Below are 18,680 nucleotides of genomic sequence, written 5' to 3' on the forward strand. Positions count from 1 at the left end.
CGCCCCGGCGCTCCCCATGCCCGCCTATTCCTTCGAAGCCATCGACGCCAGCGGCCAGAGCCGCGAAGGCGTGCTCGAGGCCGACACCGCACGCAGCGCGCGCAGCCTGCTGCGGGCGCAGGCGCTCATTCCGCTGTCGGTCAAGCCGGTCGGCAGCGACCACGTCAATGGCACCGGCCAGCGCAGCACCCTCAGCCGCTGGCTCGGCGGCGGCAAGCGCGTCTTCAATTCCACCGGCCTCGCGGTGTGGACGCGGCAACTCGCGGGCCTCGTCTCGTCGGGCCTGCCGCTGGAACGCGCGCTCACGGCACTCACCGACGAAGCCGAGTCAGAGCAGCAGCGCAATCTGGTCGCGTCCCTGCGCGCCGAAGTCAACGCGGGCTCGCCGTTCGCGCGTGCGCTGTCGGCGCATCCGCGCGAGTTCTCGCCCATCTACACGGCCGTGATCGGCGCCGGCGAACAGAGCGGCAACCTCGGCCTCGTGCTCGACCGCCTTGCCGACGACCTTGAAGAGCGCCAGGCGCTGCAGCAGAAGCTGATTGGCGCGGCGCTGTACCCGGCCATCGTCACGCTGGTGGCGATCGTGATCGTGATCTTCCTCGTGAGCTACGTGGTGCCGCAGGTGGCGCAGGTTTTTGCGGGCACCAAGCGCTCGCTGCCCTTTCTCACCACCGTGATGCTGTCGCTGAGCGCGGGTGTGCGCAACTATGGCTGGTGGATGCTGTGCGCCGTCGTGCTCGCGGCCGTTGGCGCGCGGGTGGCGCTGGCGCAGGAGGCCTTCCGCCTGAAGTTCGACGCGGTCTGGCTCAAGCTGCCGCTGGTCGGCAAGCTCGCGCGTGGCTACAACGCAGCGCGCTTCGCGAGCACGCTCGCCATGCTGGCCACGGCAGGCGTGCCGATCCTGCGTGCGCTGCAGGCGGCTTCCGAGACGCTGAGCAACCGCGCCATGCGCGCCGACGCGCTCGACGCACTGGTGCTGGTGCGCGAAGGCGCGCCGCTGGCCTCGGCGCTGGCGCAGAAGAAGCGCTTTCCGGGCCTGGTGTCGATGTTCGCGCGCCTCGGCGAGCAGACCGGCACCCTGCCGCTGATGCTCCAACGCGCGGCCAACCAGCTCAGTGCCGAAGTGCAGCGCCGCGCGATGCATCTGGCAACCATCCTGGAGCCGCTGCTCATCGTGGCGATGGGCGGGGTGGTGATGCTGATTGTTCTGGCCGTGATGCTGCCTATCATCCAGCTGAACCAGTTCGTGAAATGAAGCACACCCCCAGGCTTGCCCACTTCGTGTGGCCTCCAACCCCCTTGCCGGGGGCGATGCGGCCGCTTCGGGCGGCCGTGCGCGGCGCACCTGCTGGAATAAGTCAGGTCCATGGGGAAACGCCATGCCTGTGACTCTCGAAGACAAGCTCGTGGTCGCGATCTCCTCGCGTGCCCTGTTCAACCTCGAAGAAGAAAACAAGATCTTCGAGGCCGGGGACAACGAGGGCTACATGAAGCTGCAGCTCGACCGCATCGACGTGCCGGCCGCGCCGGGCATTGCGTATTCGCTGATCCGCAAGCTGCTGCGCTTCAACGAAGACGGCGTGCAGCGCGTCGAGGTGGTGATTCTTTCGCGCAACGACCCGGTCTCGGGCATGCGCATCTTCAAGTCGAGCGCGGCCGCCGACATCAAGCTGCAGCGCGGCGTGTTCACACAGGGCCGACCGCCGTTCGGCTACCTGCGCCCGCTGCGCGCGCACCTCTTCCTCTCGGTCAACGCACAGGACGTGCGCGAGGCGCTCATCGCGGGCTTTCCGGCTGCGCGTGTGCTGGTCGAATCGGTAAAGGCCAGCGACGCCTGGCCGAACGAAGTGCGCATTGCCTTCGACGGCGATGCGGTGCTGTTCTCGGACGAGGCCGAGCGCGTGTTCCAGGCCGAAGGGCTCGACGCCTTCCAGGCCCACGAGCTCAGCAAGGCCGACCTGCCCTTGCCCGAAGGGCCGTTCAAGCCGCTGCTGATGGCGCTGCACCGGCTGCAGATGGCCGGCAATGCGCAGATGCGCATTCGCACCGCGCTCGTCACCGCGCGCAGCGCACCGGCGCACGAGCGCGCCATCCGCACGCTCATGAAGTGGAACATCCGCGTCGACGAAGCCATGTTCCTCGGCGGCCTGCCCAAGGGCGAGTTCCTGCGCGAGTTCGAACCCGACTTCTTCTTCGACGACCAGACCGGTCATGTCGATGCGGCCTCGCGCCACGTGCCCGCCGGGCATGTATCGAGCGGTATCAGCAACGAGCCCTGAGCGCTGCGCTTGAACGCGGCGCCAAGCCGCGCCATGCCGTCATTTCGCCGATCCTGACGCTGCCTTGGGCAGTGCGTTGTCACGCGCCTGACTTCTCTGCGTCACCCAAAGTTAACCAGTCGGTAACGGGTTATCCCTAGTCTCGTGGCCCAGGTGCGCCCCCTCACGCACCTTCCAGAACCACATAACAAAGGACCGATCCATGCGACTTCTTTTTCTCCGCACGCGGCTTGCGCCCGTGCTGTTCCTGGCCTGCGTGCTCTCTGCGTGCGGTGGTGGCAGCGGTGGCGGCGGCTTCTTCGGCGGCACGCCGACGACGCCGACCACACCCACCCCGCCCGACAACACTCCGAAGCCCGAGATGCGCTGCGCGCCCTGAGCGCCGCCAGGAACTACTCAATGACCTCCCGCCGCAAATTCCTCACGGGCACAGCCACGACTGGCGCCGCCGCCCTCGCGCTCTCTGCATTTCCGCCGAGCATCCGCCGCGCGCTCGCCATTCCCGCCAACAACAAGACCGGCACCATCCAGGACGTCGAGCACGTCGTGATCCTGATGCAGGAGAACCGTTCGTTCGACCACTACTTCGGCATGCTCATGGGCGTGCGCGGCTTCGGTGACCGCTTCGCCATTCCGCTGATCGGCGGGCGCCGCGTGTGGGAGCAGAGCGACGCCGACGGCAAGGTGGTGCTGCCGTATCACCTCGACCAGACCCTGGGCAACGCGCAACGCGTCAGCGGCACGCCGCACAGCTGGCTCGACGCGCAGAACGCCTGGGACGGCGGGCGCCTCAACCAATGGCCGAAGTACAAGGCCACCGGCACGGCGCCCTTCACGCAATCGATGGGCTATCTGCAAGAGGCCGAACTGCAGTTCCAGTACGCACTGGCCAACGCCTTCACCGTGTGCGACAGCTACCACTGCGGCATGCACACCGGCACCAACTCCAACCGCCTGTTCCACTGGAGCGGCACCAACGGCCCCTCGGGCCAGACCAGTGCCGGCGTGGCGGGCGTCGCCTCGGTGGACAACACCTGGGAGAACCTGCGGTTTCCATGGGACCCCACCGACAACCCCGGCGTCGATTCGACCACCTTCGGCTGCAACTGGAAGACCTACCCGGAGCGCCTGCAGGACGCCAAGGTCAGCTGGATCGTCTACCAGAACCTGCCCGACAACTTCACCGACAACCCGCTGGCCGGCTTCCAGCAATACCGGGTGGCCAACAAGGCTTCAGGCAAGAACAACGAGCGCTACGACGGCGACGCCAGCCCGCCCGTGGGCACGACGCTGCCGGCCTACGACCCCGCCAGCGACGACGCGGGCAACCCGCTCTACAAGGGCATCGCCAACACCATGCCCGACGGCGGCCTGCTCGGCGCGTTCAAGCAGGACGTGGCCAGCGGCAAGCTCGCGCAGGTGTCGTGGATCGTCGCTCCCGCCGATTACTCCGAGCACCCCGGGCCTTCGAGCCCGGTGCAGGGCGCCTGGTACATCCAGCAGGTGCTGGACGCGCTCACCGCATCGCCCGACGTGTGGAGCAAGACGGTGTTCATCGTCAACTTCGACGAGAACGACGGCTACTTCGACCACGTGCCGTCGCCTTCCGCGCCGTCGATCAACCCCGACAAGAGCGCGGCGGGCAAGACCACGCTCGGCGACTCCGATGTCGCGTTCGAGCGCTACAACCACCCGCTGGTGACCGGCACACCCAGCGGCGTGCCCCAGCCGGACGGCCGCGTCTACGGCCCCGGACCGCGCGTGCCGATGTACGTCATCTCGCCATGGAGCCGCGGCGGCTGGGTCAACTCGCAGGTGTTCGACCACACCTCGGTGCTGCGTTTTCTTGAAGCGCGATTCGGCGTGAAGGAAACGAACATCTCGCCGTTCCGCCGCGCGATTGCCGGCGACCTGACCAGCGCCTTCAACTTCGCAACGCCCAACAGCGAAGTGCTGCCCACGCTCGCGGGACGCAAGACCCAAGCCGAAGCAGATCAGTTGCGCCTCGACCAGGAAGCACTGGCGCAGGTGCCGCTGCCCTCCACGCCCGCGCTGCCGCGACAGCCCACCGGCACCCGCCCCTCGCGCGCCCTGCCGTACGAACTGCACACCAGCGCCAAGGCCGACGTGGTCAACGGCAAGCTGCAGCTGCTGTTCTCCAACACCGGCAAGGCCGCGGCCGTGTTCCATGTGTACGACAAGCTGCATCTCGATCGCCTGCCGCGCCGCTACATGGTCGAGGCCGGCAAGATGCTCGACGACACGTGGGCCGCGATGACCGACGACGGCGGCGCCTACGACCTGTGGGTGCTCGGGCCCAACGGCTTTCATCGCCACTTCAAGGGCAACCTCAACGCACTGCGCACCAGCAATGCGACGCCCGAGGTTCGCGTGTGCTACGACATCGCCAACGGCAACGTCTACCTGAGCATGCGCAACGACGGCAAGACGGCGTGCCGGTTCACCATCAACGCCAAGGCCTATCGCAACGATGGCCCATGGACCGCGACGATGAATGGCGGCGCCAGCGTCGACCAGCACTGGGAGCTTGCGAGCAGCGGCCAGTGGTACGACTTCGCAGTCACGTGCGATGCAGATCCGGCCTACTACCGCCGCTTCGCAGGCCGTGTCGAAACGGGCAAGCACACGGTGAGCGACCCGGCCATGGGCATGGCCGACCTCTGAGCGCCGATACATTCCGATGAGAGGATGAGCGCAAGCACCTTGTGCCTGCGCTCATCATCACGGCCTGTGCCCCTGACCCCGTCCATGAAGAACCACAACAACACACCCATGACATCACGCCGCAAATTTCTCACCAGCACCGCCACCACGGGCGCCGCCGCCCTCGCGCTCAGCGCGTTCCCACCCAGCATTCGCCGCGCGCTGGCCATACCGGCCAACAACGCCACGGGCACCATCAAGGACGTCGAGCACATCGTTATCCTGATGCAGGAGAACCGCGCCTTCGATCACTACTTCGGCACGCTCATGGGCGTGCGCGGCTTCGGCGACCGCTTCACCATTCCGCTTCCCGCTGACCGCAAGGTCTGGCAGCAGCTCGACGACGCCGGCAACGTGGTGCTGCCCTATTACCTCGACGGCACGAAGGGCAGCGCCCAGCGCGTGTCGAGCACGCCGCACACCTGGGTCGACGCGCACAACGCCTGGGATGGCGGGCGCATTTACCAGTGGCCGCGCTACAAGAAGGCCGGCAAGACGCCATACCTGCAGTCCATGGGCTACCTGAAGGAAGCCGAGCTGCCGTTCCAGTTCGCGCTGGCCAATGCCTTCACGATCTGTGACGACTACCACTGCGCGATGCACACCGGCACGCACGCCAACCGCTCCTTCCACTGGACCGGCACCAACGGCCCCACCGGCGCCAACGTGGCCTACGTGAACAACGTCAATGCCTGGAGCTCCACCGGCCCGTCGACCGAAGGCTACGAATGGAAGACCTACGCCGAGCGGTTGCAGGAGGCCAACGTCAGCTGGATGGTCTACCAGAACATTCCCAACAACTACGGCTGCAACCCGCTGCTGGGCTTCAAGCCCTACCGCAAGGCGAACGAAGCCTCGGGCAAGCCGGTGAGCACCTCGCTGCCGCAAGGCGCGTCGCCGGCCTACGCGCCCGGCGACGACGTGGGCAACCCGCTCTACAAGGGCACGGCCAACACGCTGCCGGTGGCCGATCAGGCCGCCTTCGACGCGGGCGCGATCATGGATGCGTTCCGCGCCGACGTGAAGAACGGCCGGCTGCCGCAGGTGTCGTGGGTGATTCCGCCCGACGTGTACTCCGAGCACCCCGGCCCGTCGAGCCCCGTGCAGGGCGCCTGGTATATCCAGCAGGTGCTGGACGCGCTCACCGCCGTGCCCGAGGTGTGGAGCAAGACGGTGCTCTTCGTGAACTTCGACGAGAACGACGGCTACTTCGACCACGTGCCCTCGCCCTCCGCGCCTTCGCCCAACCCCGATGCATCGACGCTCGCTGGCAAGAGCACGCTTCCTGCGCAGGACATGAGCTACGAGTACTTCACGCACCCCGCGCCGCCCGGCATTCCCACCGCCCAGCCCACGCCCGACGGCAACGTGTACGGCCCCGGCATGCGCGTGCCGATGTACGTGATCTCGCCGTGGAGCCGCGGCGGCTGGGTCAACTCGCAGGTGTTCGACCACACCTCGGTGCTGCGCTTCGTCGAGGCGCGCTTCGGCGTGAAGGAGGACAACATCAGCCCGTTCCGCCGCGCGGTGTGCGGCGATCTCACGAGCGCCTTCAACTTCGCGACGCCCAACACCGAGGTGCTGCCGGTGCTCGCGGGCAGCCGCACCAAGGCCGAGGCCGACAAGGTCCGCGCCGACCAGGACGTGCTGCCGCAGGTGGTGCCGCCGGCCAACGCGCAATTGCCGCAGCAGGCCACGGGCACGCGGCCCTCGCGCGCCTTGCCCTACGAACTGCACACCAGCGCCAAGGTCGACGCGACCGGCGGCAAGCTGCAGCTGCTGTTCGCCAACACCGGCAAGGCCGCGGCAGTCTTCCACGTGTACGACAAGAAGCATCTCGATCGCCTGCCGCGCCGCTACATGGTCGAGGCGGGCAAGACGCTCGACGACACCTGGACGCCCGCCGCCGGAGACAACGGCCTCTATGACCTGTGGGTGCTCGGTCCCAACGGCTTCCATCGACAGTTCAAGGGCAATGTGAATGCGCTGGGCACGAGCAACGCTGCACCCGAAGTACGCGTGTGCTACGACATCACCAACGGCAATGTCTACCTGAACATGCGCAACGACGGCAAGGCGACTTGCAAGTTCACCATCACCGCCAAGGCCTACCGCACAGACGGCCCGTGGACTGCGAGCGTGAACGGCGGCGCCAACGCAGACCAGCACTGGGAGCTTGCGAACAGCGGCCAGTGGTACGACTTCGCCGTCACCTGCGACGCCGATCCGGCCTACTACCGCCGCTTTGCCGGCCGCGTGGAAACCGGCAAGCACACGGTAAGCGATCCGGCGATGGGCATGGCCGACCTCTGAGCCTCGCCATGCATCGATGACGAGGCGTGAAGCGCGCGCAATGCGCGCTTACACCTCGGCATCGAAGGGTTCATCTCGATGTCACCCGGGCTTCCTAGCCTCGGCGCACAACATCGAGAGGATCTCCCCATGCGATTCATCACTTCGCGCACGCATCTCGCGTGCGCGCTGCTCTTCATTGCCTGCGCGTTCTCCGCATGCGGCGGCAGCGACGGTGGCGGCTTCGCCGGCCTGCCCACACCGGACACCACGACACCCCCACCGGATACGGGCGTCAAGCCCGAAAAGCGCTGCGCTCCCTGATCGCCCGAAGAACCACAACAAGCTGCCCATGAATTCACGCCGCAAATTCCTCACCGGCACGGCCACCACCGGCCTTGCCGCCCTCTCGCTCAGCGCCTTCCCACCCAGCATCCGCCGCGCACTCGCCATTCCGGCCAACAACAAGACCGGCACCATCCAGGACGTCGAGCACATCGTCGTGCTGATGCAGGAAAACCGCTCCTTCGACCACTACTTCGGCACGCTGCCGGGCGTGCGCGGCTTCGGTGACCGCTTCACCGTTCCGCTGCCGGGCGGGCGCAACGTGTGGCAGCAGAGCGATGCCGATGGCAAGCTCGTGCTGCCCTACCACCTCGACCAGACCAAGGGCAACGCCCAGCGCGTGAGCGGCACGCCGCACGAGTGGCTCGACAGCCAGGAAGCATGGGACGGCGGCCGCCTCTCCCAATGGCCGCGCTACAAGACCAGCGCAGCCATGGGCTACTTCATGGAAGCGGAAGTGCCGTTCCAGTTCTCGCTGGCCAACGCCTTCACGCTCTGCGACAGCTACCACTGCGCCATGCACACCGGAACGGACGCCAACCGCTCCTTCCACCTGACAGGCACCAACGGCTCGACCGCGCAGAACGTTGCCTTCGTCAACAACGAGTGGGACTGGCTCGACGGACGCGCTTCTGCCGTGAACACCGGCTACACGTGGAAGACCTACGCCGAGCGGCTCGAAGACGCAGGCGTGAGCTGGATCTGCTACCAGAACATGCCCGACGAATGGGGCGACAACATGCTCGGCGCCTTCCGCCAGTTCAGGCGCGCCAACCGGGCCTCGCCCTTTCCGGTCTCCAGCGGCGGCGCTCCCAACGCGCCCTATTCCAACAGCGGCCAGGCAACGCCCTATCACGCCTACGACCCCGCCAGCGACAACCCGGGCAACCCGCTCTACAAGGGCATCGCCAACACCTTGCCGGGCAGCAAGCCGGAGGAGTACCTGGATGCGTTCCGCAGCGACATCAAGGCCGGCCGCCTGCCGCAGGTGAGCTGGATCAACGCCCCCTCCATCTATTGCGAACACCCCGGCCCATCCAGCCCGGTGCAAGGCGCCTGGTTCCTGCAGGAAATACTGGACGCGCTGACAGCCGTGCCGGAGGTCTGGAGCAAGACCGTGGTGCTGGTCAACTTCGACGAGAACGACGGCTACTTCGACCACGTGCCGTCGCCGTCCGCGCCATCGCTGATCAACCCCATCGACTCCAGGAGCGCCGCCGCGGGCAAGACGACGCTCGCCGATGCCGACCTTGTGCACGAGTACTTCACGCAGCAGCCACCGGAAGGCAGCAGTTCGCAGCCTGCACCCGACGGCCGCGTGTTCGGCCCCGGCCCGCGCGTGCCGCTGTACGTTCTCTCGCCATGGAGCCGCGGCGGCTGGGTCAACTCACAGGTGTTCGACCACACCTCGGTGCTGCGCTTCATCGAAGCGCGCTTCGGCGTGAAGGAAACGAACATCTCGCCCTACCGCCGCGCCGTGTGCGGCGACCTCACGAGCGCCTTCAACTTCGCGACGCCCAACAGCGAGGCCCTGCCCACGCTCACCGGCCGCAAGAACAGGACCGAGGCCGACAAGCTGCGCCTCGACCAGGAAGCGCTGACGCAGGTGCCGCTGCCGCTCGATCCGCAGTTGCCGAAGCAGCCCACCGGCACGCGCCCCTCGCGCGCCCTGCCTTACGAACTGCACACCAGCGCCAAGGCCGACGTGGTCAACGGCAAGCTGCAGTTGCTGTTCCTCAACACCGGCAAGGCGGCTGCCGTGTTTCACGTCTACGACAAGCGCCACCTCGACCGCCTGCCGCGCCGCTACATGGTCGAAGCGGGCAAGAAGCTCGACGACACCTGGGCCGCAATGGCCGACGACGCCGGCCTCTACGACCTGTGGGTGCTCGGTCCCAACGGCTTTCACCGTCACTTCAAGGGCAACCTCAACACGCAGCGCGCGGGCGATGCGGCGCAGCCCGAGGTGCGCGTGTGCTACGACATCGCCAACGGCAATGTCTACCTGAACATGCGCAACGACGGCAAGGCAACGTGCAAGCTCACCATCGTCGCCAAGGCCTACCGTACAGACGGGCCGTGGACCGCGACGGTGAACGGCGGCGCCAACGTAGACCAGCACTGGGATCTCGCAGCCAGCGGCCAGTGGTACGACTTCGCCGTCACCTGCGATGCAGATCCGGCCTACTACCGCCGCTTCGCAGGCCGCGTGGAAACCGGCAAGCACACGGTCAGCGATCCGGCCATGGGCTTGCCCGACCTCTGAGCCCCGGCAAGAATGCCGGCATGCTGATGATTCTTCGACATGCCGACGTTCTGCTCACCATGGACGCCGCCCGGCGCGAGATCGCCGACGGCGCCGTGGTGTGCGACGGGCCCGCGGTGGCCTGGGCAGGCCCCACGGCCGACCTTCCCATCGCGTATCACGACGCTCTGCGCAACGGCCAGGCCGAGGCCATCGACATGCATGGCCATGTGGTGATGCCCGGGCTGGTCAACACGCACCACCACATGTACCAGAGCCTCACGCGCGCCGTGCCCGAGGCGCAAGACGCCGAGCTGTTCGGCTGGCTCACCAACCTGTACCTGCTGTGGGCACGCCTCACGCCCGAGATGATCCGCGTGTCGACGCAAACCGCGATGGCCGAGCTGATGCTCTCCGGCTGCACCACCACCAGCGACCATCTCTACCTGTTTCCCAACGGCTCGCGGCTCGACGATTCGATCGAGGCGGCGGACGCCATGGGCATGCGCTTCCACGCGGCGCGCGGCAGCATGAGCGTGGGCCGCAGCGCTGGCGGCCTGCCGCCCGATGAGGTGGTGGAGACGGAAGAAGCCATCCTGCGCGACAGCGAACGGCTCATCGGCCGCTGGCACGACGCGTCGCGCCATTCGATGCGCCGCATCGTGCTCGCGCCGTGTTCGCCGTTCTCGGTGTCGCGCGACCTGATGCGGCTTTCGGCCGAGCTGGCGCGTGAGCGCGGCGTGTCGCTGCACACGCACCTGGCCGAGAACGACAACGACGTGGCCTATTCGCGCGAGAAGTTCGGCATGACGCCGGCCGAGTACGCCGAAGACCTGGGCTGGGTGGGCCGCGACGTGTGGCACGCGCACTGCGTGAAGCTCGACGAGGCCGGCATCGCTCTGTTCGGCCGCACCGGCACCGGCGTGGCGCACTGCCCCTGCTCCAACATGCGGCTGGCCTCGGGCATCGCGCCCATCGGCGCAATGCGCCGCGCGGGCGTGCCCGTGGGGCTGGGCGTGGACGGCAGCGCGTCGAACGACGGCGCGCACATGCTGGGCGAAGCACGGCAGGCCATGCTGCTGCAGCGCGTGGGCTACGGCCCGGCGGCGATGACGGCGCGCGAGGCGCTGGAAATCGCCACGCTGGGCGGCGCGCGCGTGCTGGGGCGCGACGACATCGGCGCCATCGCGCCGGACATGTCGGCGGACATCGTCGCCTTCGACATGCGCGGCGTGGCGCATGCGGGCGCGGGACACGACCCGGTGGCGGCGCTGGTGTTCTGCACGCCAGGGACGGTGTCGCTGAGCGTGATCAACGGGGCGGTCCGCATCCGCGACGGCGGCTTTACCGGGCTGGAGCTGGCTCCGCTGCTGGCAAGGCATCGCGACCTTGCACGCACGCTCTACGACGGCGCGCGGCACCCGCACACGGCCTGAGCTCCCCGGCAGCGCCGGTTGAGTGCCTTCGAGCCCTAGGCACCAACCCTTATTGCCAACGCCAGAGCCCCTCCGCAGAATCCGCCCACTGAATAGAACGACCGTTCTATTCAGTGGCCGAGCACGCCATCGGCCTTCCCAAGATTCACAACAACAGGGAACTCCCCGATGAAGCGCAGAGACATCCTCAAATGGTCCGCCTCGGCGGGCGGCCTGGGCCTGCTGGCCGGCAAACCATCCACCGCATCGGCCGCCCTGCCGGTGCTCAAGCCCACGCTGCCGCAGAAGATCGACCCGATCAGCGCCACGCTGCGGCGGCTCGAACTGGTGGGACGGCAGACAACTTACCTCTGGACCGAATCGCACATCAACCTGGCCGGCGTGCCGATGGGCGCGGTGGTGCCCCCGGGCGAACTGCCGGCGCTGGAGCACCAGCTAAAGACCATCGCGAAGGCGCTGGAAGCCGTTACCAATTTCGCGGCCTCGTTCGCCACCAGCGCGCTGGCCTCGGGCAGCCTGCAGTCGCTCGACAACCTGCGCACGCGCCTGGCTGGCCTGCAGGCCAGCTTCGATCAGCTGCTGGCCGCCAACAGCGGACTGGCGACACTGCCGGCCGCGGTGCTGAGCCTGCTGGGCACACTCACTGGCACGGCGGGCGACATCGCCACGCAGCTCAAGCAGATTCACCACGACCTGCTGTCGCAGGGCCCGCTGGGCGCGCTGAACGGGCCGAAGACGGTGGCGCAGTACGACGCGCTGTTCGTCACCATCGAAAAGCCGGCCATCTCGCAGCTGCTGCACGACAACGACCTGTTCGCGGCCATGCGCGTGTCCGGGCCCAACCCGATGCTGATCCAGCGAGCGACGGCGCTGCCGGCGAAGTTTCCGCTGAGCGACGCGCAGTACCGGCAGGTGATGGGCGCCGGCGACAGCCTCGCCGATGCGGCCGCCTCCGGCCGGCTCTACCTGCTCGACTACGAAGGCCTGGGCGACATGGCGCCGGCAGGCCCTCAGGTCAAGCCGCTCACCGGCACTGCCTACATCCATGCGCCCATCGCGCTGTTCGCCCGACCCAAGACCGGCCGCTCGCTGGTGCCGGTCGCAATCCAGTGCGGACAAGACCCGACGCTGAGCCCGATCTTCCTTCGCGTGGACGACACCGCCAACGCCGAGGCCTACTGGGCATGGCAATCGGCAAAGACCGCGGTGCAGGTGGCCGACTTCAACTACCACGAGATGTTCGTGCACCTGGGCCGCACGCACCTGATGTCGGAGGCCTTCGCGATGGCCACGCAGCGCCAGTTCGCGACCGCGCATCCGCTGAGCCGGCTGCTGTCGCCGCACCTGGAGGGCGCGATGTTCATCAACGAGTTCGCGACGCTGATCATCATGGCGCCGCTGACCACGGGCGACGTGATCCTCACCGCGCCCATCGATACGCTGCAGCGCGAGTGCGGCCGTGACCGGCTGGCCTACGACTTCTACGACCGCATGATGCTGCCCAACGACCTGCGCACGCGCGGCGTGGACGACACGGCGGCGCTGCCCGACTACCCGTACCGCGACGACGCGCTGCTGGTGTGGAACGCCATCGCGCAATGGGTCGGCGACTACGTGGCCACCTACTACCTGAGCGACGCCGATGTCACCGGCGACTACGAGCTCAAGGCCTGGGCCACCGAGCTCGCGATCAGCGGCAAGGTGCACGGTTTCCGGCCGATCACCACGCGCGCGCAGCTCATCGACGTGCTGACCGCGATCATCTTCAACGCCAGCGCGCAGCATGCGGCGGTGAACTTCCCGCAGTACTCGGTGATGACCTATGCGCCCTTCAGCGCTGGCGCGGGCGGTGTGCCGGCGCCGACAAGCAGTGCGGGTCAGAACGAAGCAAGCTGGTCGCAGATGCTGCCTTCGCGGCTGGCGGCGCAGGAGCAGATCCTGCTGTTCCACATCCTCGGCGGCGTGTACTACCGGCCATTGGGCGAGTACAAGGACAACGTCTTTCCGCACCTACCGGTGCTGCTGGACCCGGCCATCGTCGGGCAAGGCGGGCCGCTGGAGCGCTTTCGCAACGCTCTCGTCGGCATCGAGGCCACCATCCGCCAGCGCAACACCACGCGGGCGCGGCCTTACGAGCACCTGCTGCCGAGCCGCATTCCTTCGAGCACGAACATCTGAAGCGGATGCGGGCGCCGCTCAGCGGCGCATGGTGTCCAGTTGCGTGACGGGCGCGCTGTCGTTGCCCCACGAACCACGCACGTAGGTGAGCACGGCCGCGACCTCGGCCGCATCCAGCGTCTGGCCGAACGGCGGCATGCCGTATGGGCGCGGGTTGCCGGGGGTCGAGGGCAGGAAACCGCCGTGTGCGATCACCTGGATCAGGTTGGTGGGCCGCGCCATGTTGACTGCGCGGTTGCCCGCGAGCGGCGGGTAGGCGCCTGCCGCGCCCTGCCCCTGGTCGCCATGGCAGTAGGCACAGCGCTGGTCATAGATCTTCGCGCCGCGCGTCATGGTGCCGGCATCGCGGCGGATGGGGGCCTTCGCGATAACGGCGTCGGCCTCGGGCTTCGGCGCGTCGGGCAGGTCCTTCAGATAGCTCGCCATGGCCGTCAGGTCGGCTTCGCTCAGGTACTGCGTGCTGCGGAACACCACGTCGGCCATCGGCCCCATGACCGAGCCGCGCGGCGCGACACCGCTCTTGAGCAGCGCCACCACGTCGGCCGCGGGCCAGTCGGCCACGCCGGCCTCATGCGGATCGTTGAGCGACGGGGCGTACCAGTTCTCGACGGCGATGAGACCGCCTGAAAGCCCCAGCTTCGTCTCGGTCGCGCCCAGCGAATTGCGGCTGCCGTGGCAGGCGATGCAATGGCCCAAACCGTTGACCAGGTAGGCACCCCGGTTCCATTCGGCCGGCTTGCCGGCATTGGCCACGAAGGGCTCGGGCTTGAACGACAGCACGCGCCACACGGCCAGCGCCGCCTGCGTGTCGTAGGGGAAGCGCAGCCGGTGCGCCTTGTTGGGCTCGGCTGCGGGCGGCACGCTGCGCAGGTAGGCGTAGATCGCGTCCGAATCCTCGCGCGTCACCTGCGTGAAGTTGGGGTACGGAAACGCCGGGTACAGCAGCCGCCCGTCCTTGCTGCGGCCGTTGTGCATCGCGCGCCAGAAGTGCGCGCTGCTCCAGCCGCCGATGCCGGCCTTGTCGTCGGGCGTGAGGTTGCTCGAATAGATGATGCCGAAGGGCGTTTCGATCGGCAGGCCGCCCGCATAGGGCTGGCCGCCGCGCGTGGTGTGGCAGCCCGCGCAGTTGCCGGCCAGCGCGAGGTAGCGTCCGCGCTCGACCAGTTGCGGCGTGGCGGCGAAGGCTTCGGCTTGCGCGGGCAGCGGGTCTTCGCCGCGCAGGTTCATGGCCACGATGCCGCCGGCGGCGGCTGCGCCGAGCACGATCAGCGCCAGCAGCGTCCAGGCCAGGTGTCGGAGTTTCATGGGCGCTGCTCCGTCACTTCGGCATGCCGCCGCAAGTCACCGGCAGCGGCGCGGGCAGCGAGGCCGCGGGCTTCGTGTCGGCCGGCATCGGTTGCACGGCAAGCCAGCTCGCAACGGCGTTGATGTCGGCGGTGCTCATGCGCCGGCCGATGTCGGCCATGCAGTCGGGCGGCAGCGCATGCCGCTCGCTCGTGAGCCAGGCGCCGAGCTGCGACGACACATAGAGCCGCGGCAGCCCCAGCAGCCCCGGAATGGCCGGCTGCACGCCCGTGAGCGCCGCGCCGTGGCACTGCACGCAGGCGGGTATGCCGCGCGCCGCATCGCCTTCACGCACGAGCTGGCGGCCGCGCTGCAGCTGTTCGGGCGTTGCGTCGCTGGTGGGGGAAATCGGCGGATAAGGCAGCTGCAGCCCGGCAAAGTACTCGGCCATCTCGCGCAGGTACGCATCCGACAGGTGCTGCACCATGTACGCCATGTCGCTGTTGAAGCGCCGGCCGTCCCTGAAGCTCACGAGCTGGTTGAACAGGTAGCCGGCCGGCTTGCCCGCCAGCCGCGGAAAGTAGCCCGCGTTGGTGGTCGCGCCCTCGCGGCCGTGGCAGGCGATGCAGGCGGCCACGCGCTGCTCGATGGTGTCGGGCACCGTGGCCGGCGTCGCGGCGCCCGCCATGCCCTGCACGGCGAGCAGCAGCCCGGCAACGGCGAGGCGAATGTGCAGCTTCATGTACCGGCAGCGTAGTGCGCCAGCGCCAGCAGCCCCGCGATCAGCAGCAGCACCATCACGAATGCCACGCCGATCAGCGGCAGGATGCCGACTTGCGCAGTCCGCTTGTCGGCGTCGGCACGGCGGCCACCCAGCCCGATGAAACTCCAGAGAACGGCGCGCACCGCGCGCATGAGATTCGACATGGGGTCGAGTGTGGCCCAGTCGGGCCAGAAAAAACAGATGCAGATCCGCACCAATTGACCGGTGCAGATAAAGTGCTGCCGAATGAAGAACACCCTGCGATGAAGCGATATGAAGCCCTGGCTGCCGACATCGAGGCCTCGATCCGCAACGGCACCCTGAAGACCGGCGACCGCCTGCCCTCGGTGCGCCACACCGGGCAGAGCCGCGGGGTCAGCGCATCGACCGTGTTCCAGGCCTACTACCTGCTGGAGGCGCGTGGCCTGGTGCGTGCACGCGACCGTTCGGGCTATTACGTGGCCGGCGGCGGCCTTCGCGATGCGCCGCCCGAGTCCACCCACACCTCGCGCCCGGCAGACGGGCCGCTGTCGCTCGATGTGAGCGACAAGGTGTTCGACATCCTCGAGGCCAGCATGTCGCGCAAGGTCGTGCCCTTCGGCTCGGCCTTTCCGAGCCCCCTGCTGTTTCCGCTGGCGCGGCTCGGGCAGTTCATGGCCGCCAGCGCCAAGTCGCTCGACCCATGGAGCACGGTGGACGACCTCACGCCAGGCAGCGCAGCGCTGCGCCGGCAGATCGCGCTGCGCTACCTGGCCGACGGCATGCCGGTGCCGGCAGACGAAATCGTCATTACCAACGGAGCACTCGAAGCGCTCAACCTCTGCCTCGCGGCGGTCACGCGGCCGGGCGACGCGGTGATCGTCGAGTCGCCAACTTTCTATGCCGCGCTGCAGGCGCTGGAGCGCATGGGCCTGCGGGCCATCGAGGTGCCGACGCATCCGGGCGAAGGCATCGACCTCGAAGCGCTGGAGCTGGCCATCGCGGCGCACAAGCCCACCGCGTGCTGGCTAATGACCACCTTCCAGAACCCGCTGGGCAGCCTGATGCCCGATGCAAAGAAGAAGGCGCTGGTGGAGCTGCTCGCGCGGCACGAACTGCCGCTGATCGAGGACGACGTGTATGCCGAGCTCTACTTCGGCGAGCGGCGTCCCGCGCCAGCCAAGGCCTTCGACACACGGGGGCTGGTGCTGCACTGCTCTTCGTTCTCGAAGTGCCTGGCACCCGGCTATCGCATCGGCTGGACCTCGGCCGGCCGCTTCGCGCGCAAGGTCGCGCGGCAGAAGCTCACGACCACGCTCAGCACCTCGGCGCCCGCGCAGCTGGCGCTAGCTGGCTATCTCGAAAAAGGCGGCCTCGACAAGCATTTGCGCAAGCTGCGGCAGACGCTGGCGATGCAGCAGGCCACCTTCGCGCAGGCCGTGGGCCATTACTTTCCGCCGGGCACGCGCGCGACGCGGCCGCTGGGCGGCTACTTTCTGTGGGTCGAGCTGCCGGCGCGCGCGAACGCGCTGGAGATTCACCGCAAGGCGCTGGAACTGGGCATCAGCGTCGCGCCCGGGCCGATCTTCTCGGCCACGCGCGCCTTCACCAACTGCCTGCGGCTGAACTACGGCCACCCGTGGAGCGCGCTCAGCGAGCAGGCGATGCAGACACTCGGCCGGCTGGCTGCCGAAGCGTCCTGAACAGCAGGAAGGCCGCGATGCTCACGTTCACCAGGTTCCAGCCGATGCCGTTCAGAAAGGCCGCGTGGTAGCTGCCCGTGAGGTCGAACACCTTGCCCGACATCCACCCGCCCAGCGCCATGCCGAACAGCGTGAACATCAGCACCGTGCCCACGCGCGCGCCCGCCTCCTTCGGCGGAAAGTGCTCGCGCACGATGATTGCGTACGACGGCACGATGCCGCCCTGGAACAGCCCGAACAGCGCCGAGATCACGTAGAGCGGCACCAGCCCGTCGAAGGGCAAAAACAGCAGCAGCGCCACGCACTGCAGCAAGCCGCCAAGCAGCAGCGTGCGCAGCCCGCCGATGCGGTCGCAGATGGCGCCCGACACCAGCCGGCTCACGATGCCGAAGCCCAGCATCAGCGACAGCATCATCGCGCCCTGCGCCGGCCCGTAGCCCAGGTCGCCGCAGTAGGCCACGATGTGCACCTGCGGCATTGCCATCGCCACGCAGCAGGCCACGCCGGCCACGCACAACAGGCTCTGTGCCGCGCCCATGCTCAGGCCGAAAGGCCGCGTCATGTCGCGCACCGCGGCCCTGTTCGAAGCGTTGGCGGGCGGTGCATCAGCCAGCGCAGGCGGCCGCGCGCGGAAGAATAGGGCAAGCAGCGCCATCGTCAGCCCGCAGAAGATGCCCATGCCGATGTAGGTCTGGCGCCAGCCCACCGTCTCGACGAAGTGCTGCGCGATCGGCGGCCACACCGCGCCCGCGAGGTAGTTGCCGCTCGCGCACACCGCCACCGCGATGCCGCGCCGCTTGACGAACCACAGCGAGGTGTCGGCCACCAGCGGCGCAAAAGCCACCGAGCTGCCGAGCAGGCCGACCAGTAGCGCCTGCGCGATGGTGAAGGACACGATGCCGCCAGAGAGGCCAGTCGCGATGTACCCCGCACCGAGAAACACGGAGCCCATCAGCAGCGGCCGCATCACGCCGACGCGGTCGGCCAGCTTGCCCATCAGCACACCGCCGAAGCCGAAGCCCAGCATCAGCAGCGTGTAGGGCAGCGAGGCGTCGGCACGCGCGACGCCGAACTCGGCCTGCACCGCGGGCAGCATCACCGACACCACGTACATGCCGCTGCTGCCGACCGTCATGACGAGCAGCGTGAGGCCCAGGCGCACCATGGCGTAGCGTGAATCCGCCTGATGGGTGGTTGTCTCGTTTGTCTTCATTTTTGTCTCCGCGACGAGGATACCCCGTGACGCGGAAACGCGAGGCACGCGCAGAGCCCGGTGGTGTCAAACCACCTTCAGGCTCGGCATTGGCTCAGTGTGCGAATGGCGCGGGTGTGGCGACAAAGCTCGTCGAAGCCTTCGGCATGGGGCCACCCGGCTTCGGCCTGTCGTCGCACGCGGCCGTCAGCAGGCCCACGCAGAACAGAAGAAGAACAAGGCTTGTGCTTCTCATCATG

At 68.0% G+C, this 18,680-nt stretch carries 14 protein-coding genes; 10 read left to right on the plus strand and 4 right to left on the minus strand.

The genetic code is table 11. The annotated features are described in order from the left end of the window. The first annotated feature begins 16 nt into the window (after nucleotides 1–16). The 9 genes from gspF (at nucleotide 17) to BLW48_RS03410 (ending at nucleotide 13,499) form a co-directional block, all read left to right on the plus strand. The gene (gene gspF / locus BLW48_RS03380) at nucleotides 17–1,255 is read left to right on the plus strand and encodes a type II secretion system inner membrane protein GspF (protein WP_093172612.1); all 1,239 of its coding nucleotides are present in this window, start codon (nucleotides 17–19) and stop codon (nucleotides 1,253–1,255) included. Nucleotides 1,256–1,379: 124 nt separating this feature from the next. Next, on the plus strand, nucleotides 1,380–2,279 hold the full coding sequence (locus BLW48_RS03385) for a 5'-nucleotidase (protein ID WP_056509256.1): 900 nt from the start codon (nucleotides 1,380–1,382) through the stop codon (nucleotides 2,277–2,279). A gap of 202 nt (nucleotides 2,280–2,481) precedes the next feature. Beyond that, the gene (locus BLW48_RS35310; protein ID WP_177142251.1) at nucleotides 2,482–2,658 is read left to right on the plus strand and encodes a hypothetical protein; all 177 of its coding nucleotides are present in this window, start codon (nucleotides 2,482–2,484) and stop codon (nucleotides 2,656–2,658) included. A gap of 20 nt (nucleotides 2,659–2,678) precedes the next feature. Beyond that, entirely contained in the window at nucleotides 2,679–4,964 is a 2,286-nt protein-coding gene (locus BLW48_RS03390; RefSeq protein WP_093172614.1) for a phosphocholine-specific phospholipase C, read from the plus strand. Nucleotides 4,965–5,072: 108 nt separating this feature from the next. Further along, nucleotides 5,073–7,316, plus strand: a complete 2,244-nt coding sequence (locus BLW48_RS03395; protein ID WP_093172616.1) for a phosphocholine-specific phospholipase C — start codon at nucleotides 5,073–5,075, stop codon at nucleotides 7,314–7,316. A gap of 129 nt (nucleotides 7,317–7,445) precedes the next feature. Beyond that, nucleotides 7,446–7,619 (plus strand): hypothetical protein, encoded by a 174-nt coding sequence (locus tag BLW48_RS35315; protein WP_176928683.1) that lies wholly within the window; start codon nucleotides 7,446–7,448, stop codon nucleotides 7,617–7,619. Between the two features lie 28 nt (nucleotides 7,620–7,647). Beyond that, the gene (locus tag BLW48_RS03400; RefSeq protein WP_093172618.1) at nucleotides 7,648–9,906 is read left to right on the plus strand and encodes a phosphocholine-specific phospholipase C; all 2,259 of its coding nucleotides are present in this window, start codon (nucleotides 7,648–7,650) and stop codon (nucleotides 9,904–9,906) included. A 20-nt stretch (nucleotides 9,907–9,926) separates the two neighbouring features. Further along, on the plus strand, nucleotides 9,927–11,321 hold the full coding sequence (locus BLW48_RS03405; RefSeq protein ID WP_093172620.1) for an 8-oxoguanine deaminase: 1,395 nt from the start codon (nucleotides 9,927–9,929) through the stop codon (nucleotides 11,319–11,321). A gap of 168 nt (nucleotides 11,322–11,489) precedes the next feature. After that, nucleotides 11,490–13,499 (plus strand): lipoxygenase family protein, encoded by a 2,010-nt coding sequence (locus BLW48_RS03410; protein ID WP_093172622.1) that lies wholly within the window; start codon nucleotides 11,490–11,492, stop codon nucleotides 13,497–13,499. An 18-nt stretch (nucleotides 13,500–13,517) separates the two neighbouring features. Here BLW48_RS03410 and BLW48_RS03415 read toward each other — a convergent pair whose 3' ends face one another. Genes BLW48_RS03415 through BLW48_RS03425 form a run of 3 tightly spaced genes read right to left on the minus strand, consistent with a single transcriptional unit; the run spans nucleotide 13,518 to nucleotide 15,710 of the window. Then, nucleotides 13,518–14,804, minus strand: a complete 1,287-nt coding sequence (locus BLW48_RS03415; RefSeq protein ID WP_093172624.1) for a c-type cytochrome — start codon at nucleotides 14,802–14,804, stop codon at nucleotides 13,518–13,520. 13 nt (nucleotides 14,805–14,817) lie between these two features. Continuing rightward, nucleotides 14,818–15,525: a c-type cytochrome gene (locus BLW48_RS03420; RefSeq protein ID WP_093172626.1), complete on the minus strand. Its 708-nt coding sequence runs from the start codon at nucleotides 15,523–15,525 to the stop codon at nucleotides 14,818–14,820. Further along, nucleotides 15,522–15,710: a DUF2970 domain-containing protein gene (locus BLW48_RS03425; RefSeq protein ID WP_093050271.1), complete on the minus strand. Its 189-nt coding sequence runs from the start codon at nucleotides 15,708–15,710 to the stop codon at nucleotides 15,522–15,524. Before BLW48_RS03425 ends, BLW48_RS03420 begins: the two co-directional genes overlap by 4 nt. 99 nt (nucleotides 15,711–15,809) lie before the next feature. On the opposite strand from BLW48_RS03425, the gene BLW48_RS03430 reads away from it, so the two are divergent. After that, nucleotides 15,810–17,228, plus strand: coding sequence for an aminotransferase-like domain-containing protein (locus tag BLW48_RS03430; protein WP_093172628.1), 1,419 nt, complete (start codon nucleotides 15,810–15,812; stop codon nucleotides 17,226–17,228). Here BLW48_RS03430 and BLW48_RS03435 read toward each other — a convergent pair. Further along, the gene (locus tag BLW48_RS03435; protein WP_093172630.1) at nucleotides 17,176–18,441 is read right to left on the minus strand and encodes an MFS transporter; all 1,266 of its coding nucleotides are present in this window, start codon (nucleotides 18,439–18,441) and stop codon (nucleotides 17,176–17,178) included. The genes BLW48_RS03430 and BLW48_RS03435 overlap by 53 nt on opposite strands. Between the last annotated feature and the right edge of the window lie 239 nt (nucleotides 18,442–18,680).

The organism is Variovorax sp. YR266 (genome assembly GCF_900107295.1).
Taxonomy (GTDB): Bacteria; Pseudomonadota; Gammaproteobacteria; order Burkholderiales; family Burkholderiaceae_C; genus Variovorax.

Excerpts from the sequence above, each read along its gene's own strand:
- BLW48_RS03430 (WP_093172628.1), top strand. The coding sequence starts at position 15,810 with ATGAAGCGATATGAAGCCCTGGCTGCCGACATCGAGGCCTCGATCCGC.
- BLW48_RS03420 (WP_093172626.1), bottom strand. The coding sequence starts at position 15,525 with ATGAAGCTGCACATTCGCCTCGCCGTTGCCGGGCTGCTGCTCGCCGTG.
- BLW48_RS03390 (WP_093172614.1), top strand. The coding sequence starts at position 2,679 with ATGACCTCCCGCCGCAAATTCCTCACGGGCACAGCCACGACTGGCGCC.
- BLW48_RS03425 (WP_093050271.1), bottom strand. The coding sequence starts at position 15,710 with ATGTCGAATCTCATGCGCGCGGTGCGCGCCGTTCTCTGGAGTTTCATC.
- BLW48_RS03385 (WP_056509256.1), top strand. The coding sequence starts at position 1,380 with ATGCCTGTGACTCTCGAAGACAAGCTCGTGGTCGCGATCTCCTCGCGT.
- gspF (WP_093172612.1), top strand. The coding sequence starts at position 17 with ATGCCCGCCTATTCCTTCGAAGCCATCGACGCCAGCGGCCAGAGCCGC.
- BLW48_RS35310 (WP_177142251.1), top strand. The coding sequence starts at position 2,482 with ATGCGACTTCTTTTTCTCCGCACGCGGCTTGCGCCCGTGCTGTTCCTG.
- BLW48_RS03415 (WP_093172624.1), bottom strand. The coding sequence starts at position 14,804 with ATGAAACTCCGACACCTGGCCTGGACGCTGCTGGCGCTGATCGTGCTC.
- BLW48_RS03405 (WP_093172620.1), top strand. The coding sequence starts at position 9,927 with ATGCTGATGATTCTTCGACATGCCGACGTTCTGCTCACCATGGACGCC.
- BLW48_RS35315 (WP_176928683.1), top strand. The coding sequence starts at position 7,446 with ATGCGATTCATCACTTCGCGCACGCATCTCGCGTGCGCGCTGCTCTTC.
- BLW48_RS03400 (WP_093172618.1), top strand. The coding sequence starts at position 7,648 with ATGAATTCACGCCGCAAATTCCTCACCGGCACGGCCACCACCGGCCTT.
- BLW48_RS03410 (WP_093172622.1), top strand. The coding sequence starts at position 11,490 with ATGAAGCGCAGAGACATCCTCAAATGGTCCGCCTCGGCGGGCGGCCTG.
- BLW48_RS03435 (WP_093172630.1), bottom strand. The coding sequence starts at position 18,441 with ATGAAGACAAACGAGACAACCACCCATCAGGCGGATTCACGCTACGCC.
- BLW48_RS03395 (WP_093172616.1), top strand. The coding sequence starts at position 5,073 with ATGACATCACGCCGCAAATTTCTCACCAGCACCGCCACCACGGGCGCC.